The 21770-nt window shown below is 30.5% G+C and carries 20 protein-coding genes; 14 read left to right on the top strand and 6 right to left on the bottom strand.

Annotated features, from left to right (window positions below):
* Positions 1-9: 9 nt before the first annotated feature.
* The 9 genes from JH146_RS05160 to flaJ all read left to right on the top strand — a co-directional run bounded on the left by JH146_RS05160 (position 10) and on the right by flaJ (position 7775).
* Positions 10-693: a flagellin gene (locus tag JH146_RS05160; protein ID WP_173400823.1), complete on the top strand. Its 684-nt coding sequence runs from the start codon at positions 10-12 to the stop codon at positions 691-693.
* 211 nt (positions 694-904) lie between these two features.
* Positions 905-1330, top strand: coding sequence for a flagella accessory protein C (locus JH146_RS05155; protein WP_048202000.1), 426 nt, complete (start codon positions 905-907; stop codon positions 1328-1330).
* Positions 1308-2249 (top strand): FlaD/FlaE family flagellar protein, encoded by a 942-nt coding sequence (locus JH146_RS05150; RefSeq protein ID WP_048201999.1) that lies wholly within the window; start codon positions 1308-1310, stop codon positions 2247-2249. The genes JH146_RS05155 and JH146_RS05150 overlap by 23 nt, the downstream gene beginning before the upstream one ends.
* 115 nt (positions 2250-2364) lie before the next feature.
* Positions 2365-2769 carry a FlaD/FlaE family flagellar protein gene (locus tag JH146_RS05145; RefSeq protein WP_048201998.1) on the top strand — a complete coding sequence of 135 codons (405 nt, stop codon included), beginning with the start codon at positions 2365-2367 and terminating at the stop codon, positions 2767-2769.
* Positions 2770-2791: 22 nt separating this feature from the next.
* The gene (locus JH146_RS05140; protein WP_236953693.1) at positions 2792-3175 is read left to right on the top strand and encodes a flagellar protein F; all 384 of its coding nucleotides are present in this window, start codon (positions 2792-2794) and stop codon (positions 3173-3175) included.
* Positions 3176-3250: 75 nt separating this feature from the next.
* Positions 3251-3709, top strand: coding sequence for a flagellar protein G (locus JH146_RS05135; RefSeq protein WP_048201996.1), 459 nt, complete (start codon positions 3251-3253; stop codon positions 3707-3709).
* 18 nt (positions 3710-3727) lie between these two features.
* The gene (locus tag JH146_RS05130; protein ID WP_048201995.1) at positions 3728-4420 is read left to right on the top strand and encodes an ATPase domain-containing protein; all 693 of its coding nucleotides are present in this window, start codon (positions 3728-3730) and stop codon (positions 4418-4420) included.
* Between the two features lie 21 nt (positions 4421-4441).
* The gene (locus JH146_RS05125) at positions 4442-6085 is read left to right on the top strand and encodes a type II/IV secretion system ATPase subunit (RefSeq protein WP_048201994.1); all 1644 of its coding nucleotides are present in this window, start codon (positions 4442-4444) and stop codon (positions 6083-6085) included.
* Between the two features lie 10 nt (positions 6086-6095).
* Positions 6096-7775: an archaellar assembly protein FlaJ gene (gene flaJ / locus JH146_RS05120; protein WP_048201993.1), complete on the top strand. Its 1680-nt coding sequence runs from the start codon at positions 6096-6098 to the stop codon at positions 7773-7775.
* An 11-nt stretch (positions 7776-7786) separates the two neighbouring features.
* On the opposite strand, the gene flaK is transcribed toward flaJ, so the two are convergent.
* Positions 7787-8494 carry a preflagellin peptidase FlaK gene (flaK, locus tag JH146_RS05115; RefSeq protein WP_048201992.1) on the bottom strand — a complete coding sequence of 236 codons (708 nt, stop codon included), beginning with the start codon at positions 8492-8494 and terminating at the stop codon, positions 7787-7789.
* Between the two features lie 259 nt (positions 8495-8753).
* Here flaK and JH146_RS05110 point away from each other — a divergent pair, with 259 nt between their 5' ends.
* The 3 genes from JH146_RS05110 to JH146_RS05100 all read left to right on the top strand — a co-directional run bounded on the left by JH146_RS05110 (position 8754) and on the right by JH146_RS05100 (position 12838).
* On the top strand, positions 8754-11333 hold the full coding sequence (locus JH146_RS05110; protein WP_048201991.1) for a COG1470 family protein: 2580 nt from the start codon (positions 8754-8756) through the stop codon (positions 11331-11333).
* A gap of 69 nt (positions 11334-11402) precedes the next feature.
* The gene (locus JH146_RS05105) at positions 11403-11738 is read left to right on the top strand and encodes a helix-turn-helix domain-containing protein (protein WP_048201990.1); all 336 of its coding nucleotides are present in this window, start codon (positions 11403-11405) and stop codon (positions 11736-11738) included.
* Positions 11739-11740: 2 nt separating this feature from the next.
* Positions 11741-12838, top strand: a complete 1098-nt coding sequence (locus JH146_RS05100) for a methyltransferase domain-containing protein (protein ID WP_048201989.1) — start codon at positions 11741-11743, stop codon at positions 12836-12838.
* Between the two features lie 10 nt (positions 12839-12848).
* On the opposite strand, the gene JH146_RS05095 is transcribed toward JH146_RS05100, so the two are convergent.
* Positions 12849-13694, bottom strand: coding sequence for a radical SAM protein (locus tag JH146_RS05095; RefSeq protein WP_048201988.1), 846 nt, complete (start codon positions 13692-13694; stop codon positions 12849-12851).
* Positions 13695-13806: 112 nt separating this feature from the next.
* Between JH146_RS05095 and cobN the strand changes: the two genes are divergently transcribed.
* The gene (gene cobN / locus JH146_RS05090; RefSeq protein ID WP_048201987.1) at positions 13807-17493 is read left to right on the top strand and encodes a cobaltochelatase subunit CobN; all 3687 of its coding nucleotides are present in this window, start codon (positions 13807-13809) and stop codon (positions 17491-17493) included.
* Here the strand turns inward: cobN and JH146_RS05085 are convergent, their stop codons facing one another.
* Together JH146_RS05085 and JH146_RS05080 are read right to left on the bottom strand one after the other, a co-directional pair.
* Positions 17494-18102 carry a vWA domain-containing protein gene (locus JH146_RS05085; protein ID WP_335328903.1) on the bottom strand — a complete coding sequence of 203 codons (609 nt, stop codon included), beginning with the start codon at positions 18100-18102 and terminating at the stop codon, positions 17494-17496.
* A gap of 350 nt (positions 18103-18452) precedes the next feature.
* Entirely contained in the window at positions 18453-19547 is a 1095-nt protein-coding gene (locus tag JH146_RS05080) for an ATP-binding protein (RefSeq protein ID WP_048201985.1), read from the bottom strand.
* Between the two features lie 142 nt (positions 19548-19689).
* Between JH146_RS05080 and JH146_RS05075 the strand changes: the two genes are divergently transcribed.
* Positions 19690-20409, top strand: a complete 720-nt coding sequence (locus JH146_RS05075; protein ID WP_048201984.1) for a metallophosphoesterase family protein — start codon at positions 19690-19692, stop codon at positions 20407-20409.
* A gap of 1 nt (position 20410) precedes the next feature.
* On the opposite strand, the gene JH146_RS05070 is transcribed toward JH146_RS05075, so the two are convergent.
* Positions 20411-20572, bottom strand: a complete 162-nt coding sequence (locus tag JH146_RS05070) for a preprotein translocase subunit Sec61beta (RefSeq protein WP_048201983.1) — start codon at positions 20570-20572, stop codon at positions 20411-20413.
* On the bottom strand, positions 20569-21765 hold the full coding sequence (coaBC, locus tag JH146_RS05065; RefSeq protein ID WP_048201982.1) for a bifunctional phosphopantothenoylcysteine decarboxylase/phosphopantothenate--cysteine ligase CoaBC: 1197 nt from the start codon (positions 21763-21765) through the stop codon (positions 20569-20571). The genes JH146_RS05070 and coaBC overlap by 4 nt, the downstream gene beginning before the upstream one ends.
* Positions 21766-21770 lie beyond the last annotated feature (5 nt).

Genomic DNA, 21770 nt, shown 5'->3' with positions numbered 1-21770 from the left:
TGGCCAAATATGTTGTTGAGATATCTTAAAAGTCGCCGAGGGGCGGTTGGTATAGGTACGCTTATCATTTTCATCGCTTTAGTATTAGTCGCTGCAGTAGCAGCGGCAGTTATTATAAACACGGCAAGTAATTTGCAACACAAAGCTGCAAGAGTAGGACAAGAAAGTACTAAACAAGTAGCAAGTGGTGTCCAAGTAGTGAAGGTTGTGGGATATGCACCGGATAAAAGTGAAATAGGAAGCTTAGTTATATTTATATCTCCAAATATTGGAGATGAGATTGATTTATCATCGACAATAGTTACAATATCAAATGGAAATAAAAAAGTATCTTTGGTATATTCTGGAATATTGGCAGATTGTGCGAATAACGGGACTAAGGATCTATTTGGGACAGATAGTTCCAATTTAAAAGATTTCTGGAGCTCTCTAACAAATGCTCAGTCAGACAATAATGTAACATTTGGTGTAATTGTCTTACAGGATGGGGATGGTTCAATGAGTGATACTACCCACCCAACAATGAACTTTGGAGATAAAGCAGTGATTGCCATTAACTTAACTGCTATTGGTATGCCAATAACTCCAAGAGATAAAGTTTATGGGGAAGTAATTCCAGAATATGGAGCTTCAGGTATTATTGAGTTTATAGCCCCATCAACATTTACTGAGCATGTAGTGCCACTTCAGTAATTTGGCATTTTTTTAAACACTTAAATTTTTTAAGGTGAATCCTTATGGGGATAAAAGATATCATTGAATCAATAAAAAATAAGTTGTCTAACTTAAAATTAAAAAAAAACAACAAATAGAAACAGATGAACTTTCTATTGATGAAGAAGCTCTTGAAGATTTTGAAGATACTGATAGATATGAGGAACTTGAACGAACAGTCAGAGATTTAATGGAAACTACTGAAGGTCTAATGGCAAAAGTTAATGATATTGAATCGAGATTGCCAAGATTTGAATCTTCACTAAATAACCTAAGAAAAGAAAATGAAATGCTAAGAATAGAACTTAATAAGATTAATGAAAACTTGCAAGATATAATGGCTCTTTATGAAGTTGTGTCAAATCAAATTAACCCGTTTATTGGTGTTTCAAAAATAACTGCAACAAGTTTAGAAAAACTTGAAAGATTAGAAACTGAATATAAAAGACTTAAAAAAACTGTTGAGGAGCTCACAAATGACTTGATTATATTAGGTTCATTATACTTAAACCAGCTTAATATTGACCTTGAAGAGATAATTGAGGATGTGTTAGAGGAGGAGCTTATAAAGTCAGTGTCCGGGGAGGATACCCATGATACAAAAAACAGTGAATGAAATGTCATCAATTCCTATACTTTCTGATGAAGAAATTCTTACTGAAGATGAAATTGAAGAATATTTGGATAATCTAAAATCAAAACTACCCTCTTTCGTTATAATATTGTTAAAAAATAATTTGAGGGGTAAGAGAGTTACCAAAAGACAGCTTGATAAAATTATCGAAAGAATTAGTGAGGTTTTATCTAAAGGAAGAGAGGACAAAACAGAAGAGCTTAATAAAAAACTTCAGAATCTTGAGCAGAAACTTGATACTATAATGAAACTTACTACAATGGCTGCTTCAACTAAACTTTCAGAAGAGATAGAAAAAACTGAAACTGTTGAAGAAACCAAAGAAGAAGTTAAAGAAGATGTTGAAGCTGTTAAAGAGAAAGAAGCTGGGGAGACTATACAAATTGAAGAAACCAAAGAAACTGTAGAACCTGAAAAAGAGAAAATCCAAAAAGTTGAGGAGATTAAGGAAGAAGAAATTAAAGAAAAAGAACAGGAAGTATCTGAGGAATCTCCTAAGGAGGGAAGCTCTATGTCATCTATTGAAGAAGAAAAGCAATATAGATTAAATGATATTCCTGAAGATGCAGTTTCTATGACTTTGGTATTTAAATGGTTAGAGTTTTTGATTAGTAAAGTAGGTATTACAAATCTACCTGATGTTTTAGATTACTACAATAAAATTGGATGGATATCAAACAAAGTTATATTAAAATTATTGAGATTCACCAAAAATATGAGAATAATACTTGATATGGAAAACATAAGACCGAGAGATAAATTATCTCCAAGTGACCATATAATGTCATTATTATACATTGAAAAGCTTGCTGGTAGGCCAATAGATCCTGAAGTTCTTGAAATGTTAGAAATAGAAATTAGAAGAATAAAAAAATGGGCTGAAGAATTACAATCAATCTAAATTAATAACCAAGAATTAAAAAATTATATAAAATAAAATTCTAAAAAATTATCATATAACAATTACAAAAATAATCATCATTAATAATCATCATTAACTTAAGGGGGTGTATCAGATGGATGCAATGGCTTCAACAATATTAGAGATACACAAACCTGCTAAATTAGAAGATATTCCTGATAATGACCCAATTGCGATTATCATGGCATTAAAGTGGTTAGAATATCTATGTGAAAGAGTTGGTTCTGAAAATGTACCTGATGTATTGGAGTTTTATTACATGCTTGGATGGTTGGGAGATAAAGCATTAACAAAATTATTAAAATTCCTAAAGGGAATTAAAGTTGATGAGGAAAATGTAGTTGAAGGTTCAGGAAAATTAAATATAGCAGATCATATAATATCATTATTATTCATTGAAAGATTGAATGGAAAGCAGATATCTGCAGGATTGCTTGATAAAATTGAATGGGAATTAAGAAAAATAAAGAAGGGGGCTGAACAGTTCTATGGGATTTAGTTCAGTAGTAGGAGCGACAGTGATGATTATTGCATTGCTTATATGTGGAGCGTATCTTTATGTGACTATAGACAATCATTATGAAAGCATCAATGATGCATATAATGTATATTATTCCCATTTACATGATAAACTAAATGAAAAGTTAGTAATTACTGATGTTAGAATTAGTACTTCACAGACAAATATAACTATATACAATAATGGTTCAGTAGTAGTTGAACCTGAGAAATTTAGCATATTATTTGATGGTAGTGTAGTTCCAGAGGAAAATATATCTTACTACCCTCAATTAAAAAAATACCTGGTTCCACTTGATAACATAACAATTATAGTAAATTGGACACAACCAAATAGAATATGTATTGTCTCAGATAATGGAAACATGTATTTCTATTCACAATAACTTGGCGACCCCTGCATGATTTATTATATTAATTTCTTATTAAAATTTACTTTATGTATGTTTAAGGTGATTTAATTGGCATCAAATGCAATGTCTGAAATAGTTATGTTTGTTGCTGTATTGTTAATCGCTGCATTTGTTGCAGGGATTTTAACAACATCCACTTATAAAATCTCTATAAATATTGGAAAAAAAGGTGACGCGTTAGCTACTAAACTATCACAAGATTTTGAAATTATAAATGACCCGGGGAACATAACAAGAAATAGTTCAGCAGGTATAACTATCATTTATATTAAGAATACAGGTAAAGACCCAATTATATTTACAAATGATACATTTACGGTAATTATTGATGGAAATATTGTTGGGATTAATACTACTAAGCAATTAACGACTCCTGGAAGTAACGTATTATATCCCGGAGATGTGGGGGAGATTGATGTAAATTACAATGAAACTGGGTATCATAAGATAAAAGTTGTTTCAGATTCTGGGATTTCAAGGGTTATTAGAGGATTTATTTCTTCTTAAGTTTTTTAGGTGGGGATTATGGAACTGGCAAGAATTGATTTGAGTAGAGATGATTTAGATAAAAGAATTGGGGGTGGTATTCCATATGGTAGTTTAATAATAATTGAGGGAGAGGAAAGTACAGGTAAATCTGTCTTATGCCAAAGATTGGCTTATGGGTTTTTACAGAATAGGTATTCAGTAACTTATGTTTCCACCCAACTTACAACATTAGAATTTATAAAGCAGATGAACTCTTTGGATTATCCTATTAATAAAAAATTATTATCTGGAGCTTTATTGTATATTCCTGTCTATCCATTAATTGCAGATAATAAAAAAAAGGATGGATTTTTAAAAAAAGTTATGGAAACAAGAGCGTTTTATGAAAAAGATGTTATTATATTTGATTCTCTATCTGCATTGATAACAAATGATGCAAGTGAAGTTAATGTTAATGATTTAATGGCTTTTTTTAAGAGAATTACGGCTTTAAAGAAAATAATAATTTGCACAATAAACCCAAAGGAATTGCCAGAATCGGTTTTAACAGTAATAAGAACTTCTGCAACAATGTTAATAAAAACGGAAATATTTGCATTTGCTGGAAATTTAAAAAACTTAGCTAAGATATTGAAGTATAATATGGCTCCTGGACCATATCAGAAGAATATTGTGTTTAGAGTAGAACCTAAGATTGGTATTGCTGTTGAGATTGCATCTGTTGCATAATTTTAAGTTTTGGTGATAATAATGAGTGAAGCGGAATTAAGAGAAGCAATGAATAGAAATCCACATTTACGAAAATATATTGAAAACTTTAAGAGAATTTATATGAGAATTCCAGATTTTATGGTATCACTTTCGAGAGAATTAAAAGAACTAAAATACCCAAATATTATTTATCCAATTGGGGATCCAATATTTATTCATATCTTTGGAACTCCGGAAACTAAAACAAAATATATAGTTATTGAACCAAAATTAGAAACACCTGAAGAGAAATTAAAATATAAAATGATATTAAATAGAATTTTGGAGCTTGCACCCTATGAAGAAACACCTAAAAGTGTGGAAGAATTTGAAGAAGTTTTAGTCAGATTATTTAATGCATGTACAAAGGTTACTGAAACACAAGAAAAAGAGGGATTTTTTAAAAGAGTTTTTAAATTTGTGGATAATAAAATTAAAATCACTCCAGAAGAGAGGGGAAAATATCTTTATATCTTAAAGAGAGACTTAATAGGGTTGGGAAATCTTGAACCTATTGCCAGAGATCCGTACTTAGAAGATATTCACGTTATTGGACCAAAAAATTGTCATGTAGTTCATAAGATTTTTGGAATGTTGCCTACCAATATTACATGGGAAGATGAAATTGAGCTTGCTGATTATTTAAAGAATATAGGAGAACGAATGGGGAGGCCTGTTTCAGATGCCCATCCAATAGTTGATGGAGCTCTACCAGATGGTTCAAGAATCAACATCGTTTACTCTACAGATGTTTCTCCAAAGGGGCCGTCATTTACAATTAGGAAATTTACAGATGTCCCTATCAGTGTTACACAGCTTATTAGTTGGGGAACATTCTCTACTGAAATTGCGGCATATTTATGGCTGTGTTTAGAATATGGTATGAGTATCTTTATATGTGGAGAAACTGCATCAGGTAAAACTACAACATTAAATGCAATCTTACCATTTATAAAACCAAATTCAAAAATATTCTCTTGTGAAGATACTCCAGAGGTTAAACCACCTCATCCAGTATGGCAACAGTTGATTACAAGAGAAAGAGGGCCAGAAGAGAGTAGAGTTACACTCTTTGATTTGTTAAGGGCTGCATTGAGGTCAAGACCTAATTATATTATTGTTGGAGAGATTAGGAGTGTTGAGGCAGCAGTTGCTTTCCAGGCTATGCAGACTGGACACCCTGTTCTTTCAACATTCCACGCAGCTAATGTTAGAAAGATGATACAGAGGTTGAATGGAGACCCTATTAATGTTCCATTAACATTTATGGATAACTTAAACGTTGCACTATTCCAATTGGCGGTTTATCAGAGAGGTAAGGTTTTGAGAAGAGTTGTTACTATTGAAGAAATTGAAGGATACTATAAGGAAGTAGATGGAGTTATTACAAGAGCTGTGTTCCAATGGGAGCCAGATAAAGATAGACACGTATTTACAGGTAGAAACAACAGCTATGTTTTAGAAGAGAAGATAGCTAAAGCAGCAGGTTATGAAGACCCGAGAGATATTTATAATGAGTTAGAGTTAAGAGCAAGAATCTTAGAAGAGATGATAGCGAGAGAAATTTTCGATTATTATCAAGTTAGAGATATAATATGGGCGTTTTACGAAAAAGGTTTGGAGGGGCTTCCATTCCCAATTTGAGGTGGTTATTGTGGTATTCGATTTACTGCCAAGAATTGGGCTTAAGCCCAAAGATTATTTATTAAAAATTGTATTGCCTGCTGTTATTGCCTCTATTGTTTTAACTATATTAGGTTTTATGTTGTTTAGTGGAATTATTTTATATATATATTTGACTTTACCAATTATAATAATTGCCAGTGCAATTGGTTATCCTTATATTGTTTTAGATTCTCAAAAAAATAAAATAAATGAGAGATTACATATTTTTATTACGAAATTTGGGACCTTATCTATAACTGATTTAAATAGAAAAGATTTATTAAAAATACTTTCAGAAGAAAGGGAAGAACTTGGAGAATTAGCGAAAGAATCTGAAAAATTGTACGTCTTAACAGATAAATGGGGGCGTTCATTAGCTGAAGCTTGTAGATTTTTAGCACAAAGGACTCCAAGTAGTGAGTTTGCAGATTTTTTGGATAGATTGGCTTATGCATTAGATAGTGGGGAAGAACTTAAAGAATTTTTAATAAAAGAGCAAGATATTGTTATGGATGATTATGCTGCATTTTACAAAAGAATGTTATATTCGCTTGATATGTATAAAGAGCTGTATGTTAGTGGGATGACATCTGTAGCGTTTTTCTTAGCTTTTTCAATTTTAGTTCCATTCTTGCTACCTTATGATTTCGTCTTTATGGCAACAATATCACTATTTGCATTTTTTGCTATTGAATTGCTTATTGTTATTGTAATAAAAAACAGACTACCATTTGATAGATTATGGCATACAGGAGAAAAACCTACAGAAACTGATATAAAACTCAGAAAATGGTTAATAATATCAATTATACTAACTATAATATTTTTACCATTTCTTATTTGGGCTAAGTTTATAGTTGGATTATCTCCATTTTATAAAATACCTTATATGATACTGATAGCTTTAGGATTTACACCACTTGCTATAGCAGGGATTATCACACTGAGAGAGGAAAATAAAGTAAAGAGAAAAGAGTTTGTATTTCCTGATTTTTTAAGGTCTTTGGGAGATTCAGTAAGTGCTAAAGGGGGAGGAATGGTGGATTCTTTAGAATATCTATCAAATCACGATTTTGGGCCGTTAACCGAAGATATTAAGAGATTATATAAGAGATTAGCTTTAAATATAGACTCGAATAAATCTTGGAGGTTATTTGGTTTTGATTCATGTAGTTATTTAATACAATTATTTTCAGATATATTTTCGAGATGTATATACTTTGGAGGCGACCCAAAAACAGCAGCTGAAATAATAAGTAAGAATTTCCGTAAGATAGTGCAATTAAGAAAATCTAAGTATCAGAATATACAGCAATTTGTTGGGGTGGTTTATGGTCTTGGGGGAGGTTTGGCTTTAGCATTATTTGCTTCATTAGGGGTTGCTAAGATGATTAATGAGTTGTATTCTTCATTAAATATCCCTGAAACCGTTATTCAAATTTTACATATCGCACCAATAAATGATTCAGGACTTATTGAGTATATAATATTTGGTTCTCTTGTTATTTATTCAGCAATTTCAGCTGTATTAATTAAAATAATGGATGGAGGGCATAAATACGTAGCCCTATTACACTTTGTTATAATACTTTGGATATGTGCTATAGTGGCATATATAACAAAGCTAATAGTTTCACAGATTTTAGGAGTTTCAGTTCCAGTATACTAAAAATAAATTTTTTATAGTCCAAAAATTGAGAGAAAGATATCGATAATTTTATCGCCTATAATTGGTGTTAATAGGTAGGATAAAAATATCGGCACAACAAACGGTATAGCAGGAGTTACCCAAATTTCTTCATTTTTATCAAAATTTGAAAAATCATAATCTTTTTCAGCACTTGGTAGTAGTTTTAGATTTTCTTGATTTCCAAGAATTAACCTCTCTTTTTTCATAGCTTCAGAAACTTTCATTTTTTCGCCAATAAACATACATATAAATTCTTTTTTTGTCTTTGGTTTAACTCCTCTAATTATATTTTTTAAAAATATGATGATTGGGAGAGTTATAGAGAAAAATATTGCATTGATAATTACCATTATTGGAAAAGATGGGATGTATGGGTGATAATTTAAGATTATGCCTAATGGCGTGTATATTGGCATATTATATTTTGGAATCAATGCCCCAATTCCCATTAATAGTTTTCCATCGCCCCCTCCTGCACCTAATAGAAACATAAAAAATCCTAAAAAGAAACAAACTATAAATCCAACAAATGATTGGATAACGTATAATATATTGTGAGATATTAATGATAGGTAAATACTATAGAGAAATCCAAAAATAGCCATTGAAATCCAGATATAGTCTTCAATCTCTCTACATTTTAAATCATAAATTGAAGCTATTAGTAATCCTATTGCCCCAATAACAAAATTTATCATTCTTTCCCCCTTATTTTTAGATATTTCTTATCTAAGTATTTAGATTTCGATAAATGTAGAAATTAATTTGTGCTAACAAATTTATATAATTATTTTACATAAAGTAGTATTATATCTTAACTAAAATGTAATGATACTAAAAAATAAAACTATAAGCCAATAAATAAACTAAATATATCATAATATATTAATATGGGGAGGGGGAATTTTAAAATAACACAAATTTTCATTTTCATAGCCATTTAGTAAGGGGAGAGTTATGAAAAAAATAGCATTGGTTCTTTTGCTCTTACTATTGCCAGTTGTATGTGCAGATGTTAGTGTGTATAAAGTATGGTCACCATACGACCCACCAAATTCACCAATAATGCATGTAGATATTAGTGAGCAGGTTCTGTATTTGGGTATCGTAAATAAAGATGAATATGAGCATGATGTTATAGTTAAGGTAGAATGTGAAGGAAAAACTTGGGAATCTGGCTTAATACCTCTACCACCAAACAGCCATGTAGAAAAAATTGTGGAAGTGAGAGTTCCAATTAGTGATGATAAGGAACATGATGCTAAGATATCGTTAATTGAAAATGGAAAAACTATAGCTTCAACAACAGTTAAAGTGAGACAGTATTTTCCAGTAGATGTTAAGAATGTAACTTGTCAGGATTCATATGATATTGAAAACTCTGAAGTTTGCTATTCTAACTGGTTTGATGTAATTTTAAAAAGCAATCCTACAGCAAAGAGCGATTATATTGCCAAAGTTTGGATAAATTTAAAAGATGGAAATAATATAATTTACGACGGTAAAGACGATTTTAAAACAGTATATGTGCCTTTTGGAGAGGAAGTAAAAGTATCTTTTAAAGTGCCTAAAATTGTTCTTGATAAAGAAAAATTTACAGTTGAAACAAATGTAGAGATAATGAACGTTACTCATACTATTGATGGTATTGAAGAAACTATTCAAAGGAGAGACGATTCTGGAATATACTATGACTATAAAAGTATGATAAAATATTATTACCTCCCAGTTGTTGTAAAGAATGTGGAACTTTACAGAAAGATTGATGAAAACACTTCAGATATTGTAAAAAATTTTTATGACTCAGCAGATATTTTAGATGATGAGATAAGGGAAGTGTTGTCAGACAAATATTTACAAAAAGATGATGTATTGCCAAGATATTATATTGAAGACGACCCAATATTATCTATTTTAAAAATTACTGTGGAGAACAAATATGATAGGGATGTTTTAGCTAAACTGACTGTTAAGTATGATAATAGAATGTTTAGTAAAGTAATTAATATTGACAAAAAAGAAACAAAGGATATAATAGTCCCGATATATACAAAGAAAGGTAGTAAAAATATAGAGGTAACTATAAATCCTATAGATGTTGATAGTTTAATCTTTAAAAAGTCTTACAGTATTAATATAGACCCAAAACCTATACCACCGGTAATTATTGAAAAAATAATTTTACCAAATGATGAAAAAATTGATAGAGGGTCAAATATTAGCGGATATGTATTGGTTGGGAAGACATATAATATGACTATCGTTATAAAAAATATTTATAATAGAACATTATCAGGTAAAATTACTATAGATGATAATTTTAAAGATGGAACAGCAAATCACACTAAGGAAATTCCATTTACTATAGAACCTCATAGAACTAAAGAAATAAATGTTCCAATAGTATTTTACAAGGAAGTAAATGGTGATTTAAAAATTACAGTTTCAGTTAAAGGAGGGGCTAAAGATTATACAAGTGTAGTTCATTTCTATGCAATATTGCCAATAGATATTGTAAAAGTACAATACAATAACACATTATTATTGGGAAGAATAAATGTAATAAAAGGAGATGGAGGAGTATATTCAGCCAAACCTATTGCAGGATTTAACAACACTTGTATAGTTAAGATTAGAAACAAATTAAATTCTAAAGTTGAATGTGACGTGTGGGTTGAGGTTATTGACAAAGATGGAAATGTTAGAGCAAAAAGTGATATTAAAACAGTTAAATTAGATAACTATTCAGAAGCTGAAGTGGCATTTCCAATCTTTTTCGAGGAGGGATTTGAAGGATACACTGTAGCTCACGTAATTCCAAAATCTGTGGAGAATGTTGATATTATATACACTGAAGGTTATGGAATTCATTTAGTTAAAATGTCAGATTACTATAGAGTTGGAAGGTATTCAGCAATTGATATGTTAGGAAATAAAATACCTACAGGGACGCATGTAGTTACGGAAGTTATTTCTCCGGTAAATATTGGAGATTTAAGCTACAATAATAGTGTATTAAATGTAAAAATTAGAAATGACAAGTTTCCAGTGAATTTAACAGTTCAATATTGGGTTGAAGTTAGTAGGGGTTCAAATATCTACTATAAAAGCTCCGTTTTCCAAACAGATGTTTATCCAAAATCTGAGAAAGAATTGACGATTCCTTTAAAATTGGAGAATTTGGAAAATGGAACTTACAATATAACTTTATATGTTAGAATTAATGACTTTGCTCTCTTCAATTATCAAAAAGTTCCTGTAATTTTGAAAAAATCAACATCTATTAAAATAAATAAAAGTAATGGGGGAGGAGGATATGAACTTCCTAAGAAAAATGAAAAAAATATCAATTCTTTGGAATCTTATGAAAATATGACAAAATCTTCTTCTAATATTAAAACAAAAGATAATAATGGAAATATAGTAAGAAATATCCAAAATACAAACAAAGTTAATTCTCAAAATAGTTCAATATTTAGTAAAGTAGCTGGAGTAATAGGTAGTATTGTTTCAACAATTTTTGGATTGTTTGGATGATCGTTTTGCCCTTTGAACAATAAAATGAGATAGTTCCATCGTTATGATACTTATGAGGGAGGGAGAAACATGAGTTTGGCATTTATCGACCCAATGATTATTAGGTCGCTGAATAAAAGTAAGTTAAGGAAGAAAATATTGTATCTGCTGTATAAAATGTATCCTTATGGTATTTATCTCTCAGAAATATCAAGAAGAGTTAAATCCGACCCAAGTAATGTGCTTGGATGTTTAAAAGGTATGAATGGTAGATATAATGGTCATTTTTCACTTATAGAGTTGGGTTTAGTAGAATGCGTAGAAAGGGGAGGGATGAAATTATACAAACTAACAGATTATGGGAAGAAAATAGTGGAAATACTAAAAGACCAAGATAGTGACTTTATAGAATCTTTAAGGTGGTGATTATGAAATTCGATTCAGCAAAAATTGAAAATTTGGTTGGGGGAGGATCATTTGATATAGGTGAGGATTCAAGAATATTAGAGGAGATTATTAGTGAAGTAGTAAATGACATAATGCCATCTGAAATAAAATTAAAAAAGAAAATAGAAATGATTGATAATACTATAGAGTATTTAAGTTATGAGTTACTTGTTACATTTATAAAACAGGGTGTAGAATTTGGTATTTTCCCAATAATTGCAAAGTATCACCCAAAAATTGATGATGTTCCTTTATTAGTTAGGTATCCAAATAAACAGTTTATCCTTGATTATATAAAAACAGCTCTAAAATTGGAAATTTTAAAATATGAAGATGATAAAATTGAGATAAATGAAGATTTTGAAATAAATATAAAAATGCCAAAATTTGATAAAATTATTAGTGATTATGTAATGAAATATAACTTTATAACTCACGTATCAAGATATGCTCTAATAAGTTACAGCCATCCAAAGATTGCTATAAGCTTTAAGAAAGACCCTGACATCTGGGATATGATATTGAGTAGTCCATACTATTCATTATGCAGAGAGATAGCCAGTGATTATTTAAAGATTAGTGAGGAGGACTATATATTGGACGTTGGGTGTGGTTCAAGGTCGCCAAAATACTTTATGGACATAGTATATCCAAAAGGTTATTACATGGGGGTTGATATATCTAAGGGGCTTTTACAGATTGCAGAATGTAGAATTAAAAGATTGTATTGTGATTCCTATGAACTTAAAAATATAGACTTTGCTGAGATAATTCCTAAAGAAAAATATGATTATGTTATATGCTCACATACAATGAAATATGCTCCGTCATTAAAGCAGTTTTTAAATAAGATGATGTCTTCTATATATAGTGGGGGTAAAATATTCATTTCAGAAGAGTTTATGCTGGATAAGAATGAAAATATTTGTAAAGAAGTATTTGAGTTCTATAATAGGTTAAATAGAAGATTCAGAGGATATTATTCAGAGAAGGATATAGTTAATATTCTCGAATCGTTAGGATATGATTTCAAAATTGAAAGCTTAGGGAACGGAATTTTGGTTATTGAAAAGATTTAAGTAACTTTATTTATTTTAAATGTTTTATCAAAAACTCTCTTGCATAACATTTATTACTTTTTACCTTTGGTAATTTTATTTTATTTTTATCGTTTATATTTCCTAAACAGGAAAGTCCTTCTAATGTAGGGCATAAATAAATATCTCCAAATTCATTAACAAATAGCAAATCCCCAGAGTTTAAATAGCAGTATCTTCCCTTAGGTCTTTTTTGTAAGTTCTTTATATAGATTGGATATCTTCCAAATTTATTTAACAGTTTATTAAATTCTTCAATGTTTGGCATTAACTTTAAATGTTCTTTTTTCTTTGGCTTTAATAAGTCAAAGCTTATGCTCTTTACACCAAAGGCAATTAAATAATTAACAAACTCCTCTAAGTATGGAAGATTTTTGTTTGTAACAACGGTTGTTACTCCATAAGGGATATTATAAGCTTTTAAGAGATACATGCCTTTTAATGTGTCTAAGGTTGATGGCTTTCCATTTTTGTAGGGTCTTAGAGTATCATTTATCTCTAATCCATCTATACTAACACCAACTTTTATATCAAGCTCTTTAATCTTTTCAGCTATTTTTTCGTTTATTAGAGTAGCATTTGTTTGGATTGCATATTTTATATTTTTATTACTATAATTACCATTGCAGTAATCAACAACTTTTTCAATTAATTTAAAGTTTAATAGTGGCTCACCACCTGTAAATTGTATCTTCAAATTATTATCTAAGCTTAGTAAATAGTCAATAGCACTTTTAGCTGTTTTAAAATCCATATCTTTATTATTTTTATTATTTGCATAGCAGTAGAGACAGTTAAGATTACATCTATTTGTTACCTTTAATATTAAATATTTCATACCATTCACCAAATTTTTATTATAAAAAGTGATAAAAAGATGATAAATAAATAATAAACTAAAGATATTGTTAAGTTAATTAAGATTTTGTTTAATATAATTGGTGATACTTATGATAAAGATTGGTTTTGTTTCAACAATAGATAGTGATGACTTAGTTTTTGAAGAAGCATATAAAGAGATTAAAAAATATGGCATTGAATTTAAAATATTGGATTATAAATGTAGCAGAAAGGAGTTTGAAGAATTTTTAGAGTTTATTAAAGATGCAAATATTGTTTTTACAAAACTTATGGGAGGGAAAAATGCCTTCAAGTATTACGATGAGTTGGCTGAGTTTTGTAAAAAGCATAACATCCCATTTTTACCGTTACCAACAATCACTGAAGTTCATCCAGATTTAGAGAAGGATAGAACTGTAGATGATGAGGTAAAGGATAAAGTTGTTAAATATTTAGCTTATGAAGGAATCTACAACTATAAAAATCTCCTCCTATACTTGGCAAATAAGTTTGGAAATTTAGATGTGAGCTACGAAGAACCAAAACCAATGCCATGGCAAGGAATTTACTATAAAGGAAAATACTTTGAAACATTGGATGATTATCTCAACTATCTAAAAGAATTAGGCAGAGATTTAGATAAGCCATTCATAGGAATTTTGTTTTATAGAAATTGGTTTGTTGCAAATAACATTGACTATGTCAATGATTTAATAGAGATTATTGAGAATAAAGGAGGGATACCAATAGCTGTTTTTAGCTCTCATTTAAAGAACGAACTTGGCTCTATAGGAACTTTAGAAACATTTAAAAGATTCTTTTACAAAGATGGGAAGCCAATAATTCATGCTCTAATTAATACAACAATGTTCACACTTTCAATGGGTGTTAAGGCAGAGTTGTTAAAAGATGAGCCAGAGTTTTTGAAAGAGTTAAATGCTCCAATACTGCAGGGGATTATATCGACAGGATTTATTGAAGAATGGAAAAATTCAGTCTCTGGCTTAAATCCAATTGATTTAATCATTGGAATGGCGATGCCAGAGTTTGATGGAGCAATAATACATTTCCCAATAGGAGGAAAGGAGAAGATAAAGGATGGAGAAGTTGGAGTCCCAATTATTAAGTACAAGGCTATAAAAGATAGGGCTGAGAAGATAGTTGATTTAGCTCTAAGATATGCAAATCTAAAATTAAAACCAAATAAAGATAAAAAAATAGTCATAATTTTTCACAACTATCCACCAAGGAATGACAAGATAGCGAGTGCATTTGGTTTAGATAGCCCAGAGAGTGTTGTTAATATTTTGAAGGAGATGAAGAAGAGGGGTTTTATAGTTGATGAAATCCCAGAAAATGGGATTAAACTAATAAAGAAAATGCTGAACTATGCTACAAATGATAAGAGATTTTTAACTGAAGAGATAATAAAAAAGGCCGTAGGGAAAATAAAGAAAGAAGATTATGAGAAATGGTTTAGCTCTCTACCAGATAAAGTTAAAGAAGAGTTGATAAAAAACTGGGGAGCCATTCCTGGAGAAGTTATGAACTTTAATGGAGAGCTAATTATTCCTGGAATAATTAATGGAAACGTCTTTATCTCAGTTCAGCCACCAAGAGGATTTGGAGAGAATCCTTCTGCTATATACCACTCTCCAGATTTGCCACCAACTCATTATTACATTGCTTTTTATAAATGGATTAAAGAGGTTTTCAAAGCAGATGCAATAATGCATATAGGAAAGCATGGCAATTTAGAATGGCTTCCTGGAAAGTGTGTTGGATTATCTAATGAATGTTATCCAGACATCTGTATGGAGTTACCAAATATCTATCCATTTATTGTAAATAATCCAGGAGAGGGGACTCAAGCTAAAAGAAGGAGCTATGCAACAATTATAAGCCATTTAATCCCACCAATGACAATATCTGATTTGTATGGTGATTTAGTAGAGTTAGAAAAGAGTATTGATGATTATTATGAAACAGAGAATAAAGAGAAAAAAGAATTTTTAAAGAAAGAGATTTTAAAGAAAATTAAAGAGTTAAAGTTAGATAAAGATTTATTGGATGGAAAGGTTATAGATGAAGAGATAAATGATGAGAATTTTGAAAAACTGTTAAATAAAATCCACGATTACTTAGAAACTTTAAAGAATAGGCAGATAAATGATGGTTTGCACATAATGGGAGTGCCATTGGAAGGAGAGAAATTAATTAACATGCTGTTTATGATTATTAGGTATCAATTCAATTACTTAGAAATTTTGGCTGAGATTTTAGGATATGATTGGGAAAAACTAAATGAAAATAAAGGAAAAAATCACAAAATCTTAGATGAAATAAATAGAATTGGATTAAATCTGATAAAAGAATATATGGAATATAATTTTGATGAAAATAAAATCGATGAGCTAAAAACAGTAAAAATAAACTCTAAATTAAGAGAAGTTTTAAAAACTGTCTCAATAATCTATAGAAACTTAATGAGGGTTGATGAAGAAATTATAAATGCGGTTAATGCCTTAGAAGGCTTTTATGTTCCACCAAAAGTTGCTGGTGCTCCTACAAAAGATATAAACTGCCTTCCTACTGGAAGAAACTTTTATTCATGTAATCCTCAAGAGATTCCAACAAAATCTGCTTATGAAATGGGTAAAAAGTTGGCAGAGCAGTTGATTGAAAAATATCTAAAGGAGGAAGGGAAGTATCCAGAATATATTGGCATTATTGTTTGGGGATCTCCAACTATGAGGACTAAAGGAGATGATATTGGAGAGATTTTATATCTATTGGGAGTTAAGCCAGTTTGGAATAAAATGGGGAGAGTAGTTGGTTTAGAAGTTATCCCATTAGAGGAATTGGGAAGGCCAAGAATTGATGTAACCTTAAGGATTAGTGGATTATTTAGAGATACATTTCCAAACGTTGTTGAGCTTATAGATGAGGCAATAAGGATGGTAGCTAACTTAGATGAACCAGATGAGATGAACTATGTAAAAAAACATTATAAAGAAGAGGTTGAAGAAAAGATAAAGAAGGGAATTGATGAAAAAACAGCTAAAGAAACGTCATTATATAGGATATTTAGTGATAAACCAGGTTGTTATGGAGCTGGCGTCTCTCATCTAATAGATGAAAAAAATTGGGAATCAATAGAGGATTTTGCCAAGGTTTATGTTGAGTGGGGGGGCTATGCTTATGGAAAAGGTATTTATGGGGCTGAGGCAAAAGAAGAGTTTATAAATAGGTTGTCTAAAATTGAACTAACCGTTAAAAATGAAAATAGCCAAGAATGGGATATATTTGAGGGAGATGACTTCAATAGTTATTATGGTGGCTTAATTGCTGCTGTAACTCATTTCTCTGGCAAAAAGCCAAAGAGCTATGTTGGAGACACATCAAATCCAAATGATATAAGAATTAAACATCTAAAAGAGGAGGGTAAGGAGATATTTAGAACAAAAATAATGAATCCAAAGTGGATTGAAGGAATGAAAAGGCATGGATATAAAGGAGCTGCTGATTTTTCAAAGTATATTGACCATATGTTTGCGTGGGATGCAACCTCTGGGATAATAGATGATTGGATGTATGAAAAGATAGCTGAAAAATATGTGTTTGATAAAGAAATGGAGGAGTTTTTTAAAGAAAACAATCCTTATGCTTTGTTAAATATAGCTGAGAGGTTGTTGGAGGCAATAGAAAGAGGGATGTGGAAGGCAGATGAGGAGATGAAAGAGAAATTGAGGAAGAAATATTTAGAAATCGAAGGAATGATAGAAGATAGGCTTTAATTAATGCTCTATCGCCAAATTTTTACAAATATCCAAAATTTTATCTTTGCTCAATTCCTCTATTTTATAATACTTAAATCCAAATCTATCAGCTATTTCTCTTCCAATCCCAATCTTTATAAATGATTGTGGCTCTGTATCGATTAATATAACATTTATTCCTTTTTCAGCTATCTTCTCACACGCATCAAAAACCTCTTTAACATAGTCTTTATGAATGGCAACATTTGGTTTGAAATCACTAATTACAATCATTATTGGAATTATGTTTGGGTTTTTTCTAAGTTCTCTGTCAAAGACCTCATAGCTTTTAATAAATGCATCAGCTAAAGGAGTTTTTCCTCCAGTTGGCAAATCTTTAAGTAGTTTCTCTCCAAGCTCTACTGAGGATGTGAAAGGTAAAATCAGCTCAGCCCTATCTTTTCTAAATGCAATCATTCCAATTTTATTCCTCTTTTGATAGGCATCTAAAAGTAGAGAGATTATAGCTCCCTTAGCAGCTTCCATTCTTCTCATAGCTCCCATTGAACCACTTGCATCAACAACAAACAATATATGGGATGATATCTTCCTCTGTCTAACCTTTTCTACAATGTCTTCTTTTTCCAAATAGATGGCTAATTCTTTATTTGCCTTTTCTCTTCTTCTTTTTTGATGTATTGCCGCTCTTCTAAATGTTGCATCAAAGGCAATATCAACGATTTTATCCTTAGCAGGTTTGAATTTAACATACCTGCCTCTCTTACTATAACTTTTAATATGCCTTCCAGAGCCATATCTATGGATATTATCCTTAATTTTAAATTGTATTAGTTTTGGATTAACTTTAATGCTATCATCTACACCAAAGGTCTTTTCAAAGTCGTCATGATTAGATTCATCTTTATTTTCATTTTCATTATTGTTATTATTATTTTTTTGATTATTTGAATCCTCATTTTCTTCATCATTTTCATTTCTTATTTCATCATGTTTTTTTTTACGTCATCATTTTCATGTTCCTTTTTTTCTTCTTCATTATTTTCATTATTCTTTTGCTGTTTAAATTCATTAATCATCTGATCTAATTTCTCTCTATTTAATTGTGGTGGTTCAAAAGGTTTTCTTCTCATTCTATGTGGCAGAGCTAATTCCATAGCCTCTTTAACATCATCTAAGGTTACTTTTGTTCTTCCAGTATAAGCGGCTAAAGCTTTAGCTGTTCTAACAACAGTTATATCAGCCCTATTTGTTTGAATTCCTAACTCAATACAAACTTTTGATATAAATTCTAAGAGTTCATCGCTTATCTCAACTTTATTTAAAATCTCTCTTGCTCTAATTATCTTTTCTCTTAATTTTTTCTGTTCTTCTTCAAATTTCTTATAGAACTCTTCTGGATTATTATTGAACTCTTCAACTCTCTTTATAACCTCCACTCTATCTTTAATATTGTTTAATCCTTCAACATCAACCATCAAACCAAACCTATCCAAAATTTGAGGCCTTAACTCTCCCTCTTCTGGGTTCATAGTTCCTACTAAAATAAATCTTGAGGGATGTTTTATCTTAACTCCTTCTCTTTCAATAATATTCCATCCCATCGCTGCTGCATCCAACAACACATCGATTATGTGGTCATCCAATAAATTAACTTCATCAATATACAGAATATTTCTATTTGCCTCTGCTAAAATTCCTGGTTCTAATGCTTTAATTCCTTCTTTTATTGCTTTTTCTATATCTAATGTTCCGATAACTCTATCCTCAGTAGCCCCAATTGGAAGATTAACAACTTTCATCTTCTTTTTTATAGTTTTTAGCTCTCCTCTCTCTTTCTTTTCTTTACAGATATCACATAACTCTCCTTTTGGGTCGCAGTTGAATGGACAGTCCTCAACAACTTCAATCTCTGGCAATAAATCTGCCAAAGCCCTAACAGCTGTAGATTTTGCTGTTCCCTTCTCTCCCCTAATTAAAACTCCACCAATCTTTGGATTAATTGCATTCAAAATTAATGCTTTCTTCATCTTTTCTTGTCCAACGATAGCAGTGAATGGATAGATATACTGCATAATTATCACACTTTTTAATACTAATTTTTGATTTTTATTATTATAATAATACTTTTTATGTTATCTTAGGATGTTAGCTCAACTTATATTTAAATGTTACTAAGATAAAGTTAATTTTAAAAAAGGTTTTAATGTGGTTGGCATGATGGCTATAATAAGTGATATTCATTCTAACTTAGAGGCCTTGAAGGCAGTTTTAGAAGATATAAAAAATAGAAACATTAGAGAAATTGTGTGCTTGGGAGATATTGTTGGCTATGGGGCAAATCCAAACGAATGCATAGAATTAATAAAAGAGCTTAAATGTAAATGTGTAGCTGGAAATCATGATTATGGTGTTTTAGGAAAAGAAAGCTTAGATTACTTTAATAAATATGGGGCTATAGCAATATTATGGACTAAAAATGTTATAAAACCTGAAAATTTAAAATTTTTAGATTCTTTGCCATTAGTTATTGAAGAAAAGATAAAAGGCAAAAAAGTTATCTTCTCACATGCAAATCCTAAATATCCTGAGTTGTGGGAATATCTATTCCCAGATTATGTTGATGATGTATTTGAGTATGGGGATTTAATATTTGTTGGACATTCTCACATACCATTTGTAAATTCTGAAGAGAAAAATGTATTGTTGCATGAGGGTGAGATATTTTTAGATGAGGATAAAAGATATCTAATAAATCCTGGAAGTGTAGGACAGCCAAGGGATGGAATAAATAAAGCGAGCTATTGTATCTTCGATGAAAAAGATTTCAAAATAGAGATTGTTAGAGTTGAATATAATATTAGAAAAGCTTATGAAAAAATAGTTAAAAGTGGATTGCCAGAATGGTTAGGGGAAAGATTATTTTTAGGAAAATAATTTAGAGAAATCTTCCATAGGTTAAAATTGCCTCAATAACAACAAATGCAACAGTAATTCCAATAATATGTTCTGGTTTAACTCTAACCTTTGAAAATGTCTCATCCATATACCTTATTAATCCTGCACTTGTAGCTAAACCTGTCTCTTCTCTTTTGCTCATAATTTCACCAACTCTTTAACCTTTTCCACAATCTTTTCAGCAATTTCTTTCTTAGAGCCAGAGATTTTTTCAATTTCAGATTTTGTTATAATATAAACTTCAATGCTGTCATCTCCAAAGTAATGCTTACTTAAATCATTGGCTATAATCATATTTAAATTGTATTTATTTAATCTCTCCTTAGCCTTATTTATAAGCTCTTCCTCATTTAAATTATACTCTGCTTTAAATCCAATAATTATCTTGTCCTTATAAATCTTCCTTAACTCTTCTAAAACTTTTGGATTTTTCTTTAACTTTAATATTGGTTCTTCTTCAGAGCTCAACTTACCTTCAAATGTCTCAACTGTAAAATCAGATATTGCCGCTGATGAAATAATAATATCAAAGTCCTTAGCAAGCTCTATAGCTTTATTTAGCATCTCCTTAGCTGTTAAAACCTTATGATTCTTTATATAGTAAGGTGGCTCTAATCCCATGGCTGTTATAACTTCAACATAAAAGCCCTCTCTGCAAAAAGCTTCTGCTAATGCAACACCCATCTTTCCGGATGATAAATTAGATATAACTCTAACTTTATCTATAAACTCAACAGTCCCTCCATTTAATATTAAAACCCTATTTCCTTCTTTTTTTAAATTATTCCCAATTTTTTCAATAATAAAATTAACAACGTCCTCTACACTGGCAACTTTTGCCTTCCCTTCTTCAAACTTTGGAGGTATTATATAGATGTTATCTTTTTCTTTAAGCTCATCTATATGCCTTTTAATAGCATTAAACATATTTTCATGCATTGCTGGGACAATAAATATTGGTTTATTTCCAATAAACATTAAAGCTGTTGTATTTACAATATTATCAGCAATTCCTAAGTTTATTTTTGAAATTATGTTGGCTGTTGCTGGATATATTAAAAGGCAGTCACATTCATTATATAGTAAAATATGCTCTATATCTCCAGTTATTTCCTCATAAACCTCATTTCCGCAACCAAATTTTAAAGCATCTTTACCAACAATTTTTTTAACTTCCTCTGTAATGATGCAATAAACCTCTGCTCCGTGCCTTATCAACTCTCTCATTAACTTTGGTGTTTCAATAGCTGCTATTGATGAAGTTACAGCAACTAATATTTTTTTACCTTCTAAGAGCTTTGATTTAGTCCCTTTTAATAGTTTAGTTGGATGCATGATTT

It is taken from the genome of Methanocaldococcus bathoardescens (assembly GCF_000739065.1).
GTDB lineage: Archaea > AGJL01 > Methanococci > Methanococcales > Methanocaldococcaceae > Methanocaldococcus > Methanocaldococcus bathoardescens.
The sequence above is the reverse complement of the archived record's forward strand: the minus strand, read 5'-3'. Positions and strand labels throughout refer to the sequence as shown.

Excerpts from the sequence above, each read along its gene's own strand:
- JH146_RS05075 (WP_048201984.1), top strand. The coding sequence starts at position 19,690 with ATGATGGCTATAATAAGTGATATTCATTCTAACTTAGAGGCCTTGAAG.
- JH146_RS05100 (WP_048201989.1), top strand. The coding sequence starts at position 11,741 with ATGAAATTCGATTCAGCAAAAATTGAAAATTTGGTTGGGGGAGGATCA.
- flaK (WP_048201992.1), bottom strand. The coding sequence starts at position 8,494 with ATGATAAATTTTGTTATTGGGGCAATAGGATTACTAATAGCTTCAATT.
- JH146_RS05155 (WP_048202000.1), top strand. The coding sequence starts at position 905 with ATGGAAACTACTGAAGGTCTAATGGCAAAAGTTAATGATATTGAATCG.
- JH146_RS05070 (WP_048201983.1), bottom strand. The coding sequence starts at position 20,572 with ATGAGCAAAAGAGAAGAGACAGGTTTAGCTACAAGTGCAGGATTAATA.
- coaBC (WP_048201982.1), bottom strand. The coding sequence starts at position 21,765 with ATGCATCCAACTAAACTATTAAAAGGGACTAAATCAAAGCTCTTAGAA.
- JH146_RS05105 (WP_048201990.1), top strand. The coding sequence starts at position 11,403 with ATGAGTTTGGCATTTATCGACCCAATGATTATTAGGTCGCTGAATAAA.
- JH146_RS05145 (WP_048201998.1), top strand. The coding sequence starts at position 2,365 with ATGGATGCAATGGCTTCAACAATATTAGAGATACACAAACCTGCTAAA.
- JH146_RS05095 (WP_048201988.1), bottom strand. The coding sequence starts at position 13,694 with ATGAAATATTTAATATTAAAGGTAACAAATAGATGTAATCTTAACTGT.
- JH146_RS05080 (WP_048201985.1), bottom strand. The coding sequence starts at position 19,547 with ATGCAGTATATCTATCCATTCACTGCTATCGTTGGACAAGAAAAGATG.
- JH146_RS05150 (WP_048201999.1), top strand. The coding sequence starts at position 1,308 with ATGATACAAAAAACAGTGAATGAAATGTCATCAATTCCTATACTTTCT.
- cobN (WP_048201987.1), top strand. The coding sequence starts at position 13,807 with ATGATAAAGATTGGTTTTGTTTCAACAATAGATAGTGATGACTTAGTT.
- JH146_RS05140 (WP_236953693.1), top strand. The coding sequence starts at position 2,792 with ATGATTATTGCATTGCTTATATGTGGAGCGTATCTTTATGTGACTATA.
- JH146_RS05130 (WP_048201995.1), top strand. The coding sequence starts at position 3,728 with ATGGAACTGGCAAGAATTGATTTGAGTAGAGATGATTTAGATAAAAGA.
- JH146_RS05160 (WP_173400823.1), top strand. The coding sequence starts at position 10 with ATGTTGTTGAGATATCTTAAAAGTCGCCGAGGGGCGGTTGGTATAGGT.
- JH146_RS05125 (WP_048201994.1), top strand. The coding sequence starts at position 4,442 with ATGAGTGAAGCGGAATTAAGAGAAGCAATGAATAGAAATCCACATTTA.
- JH146_RS05110 (WP_048201991.1), top strand. The coding sequence starts at position 8,754 with ATGAAAAAAATAGCATTGGTTCTTTTGCTCTTACTATTGCCAGTTGTA.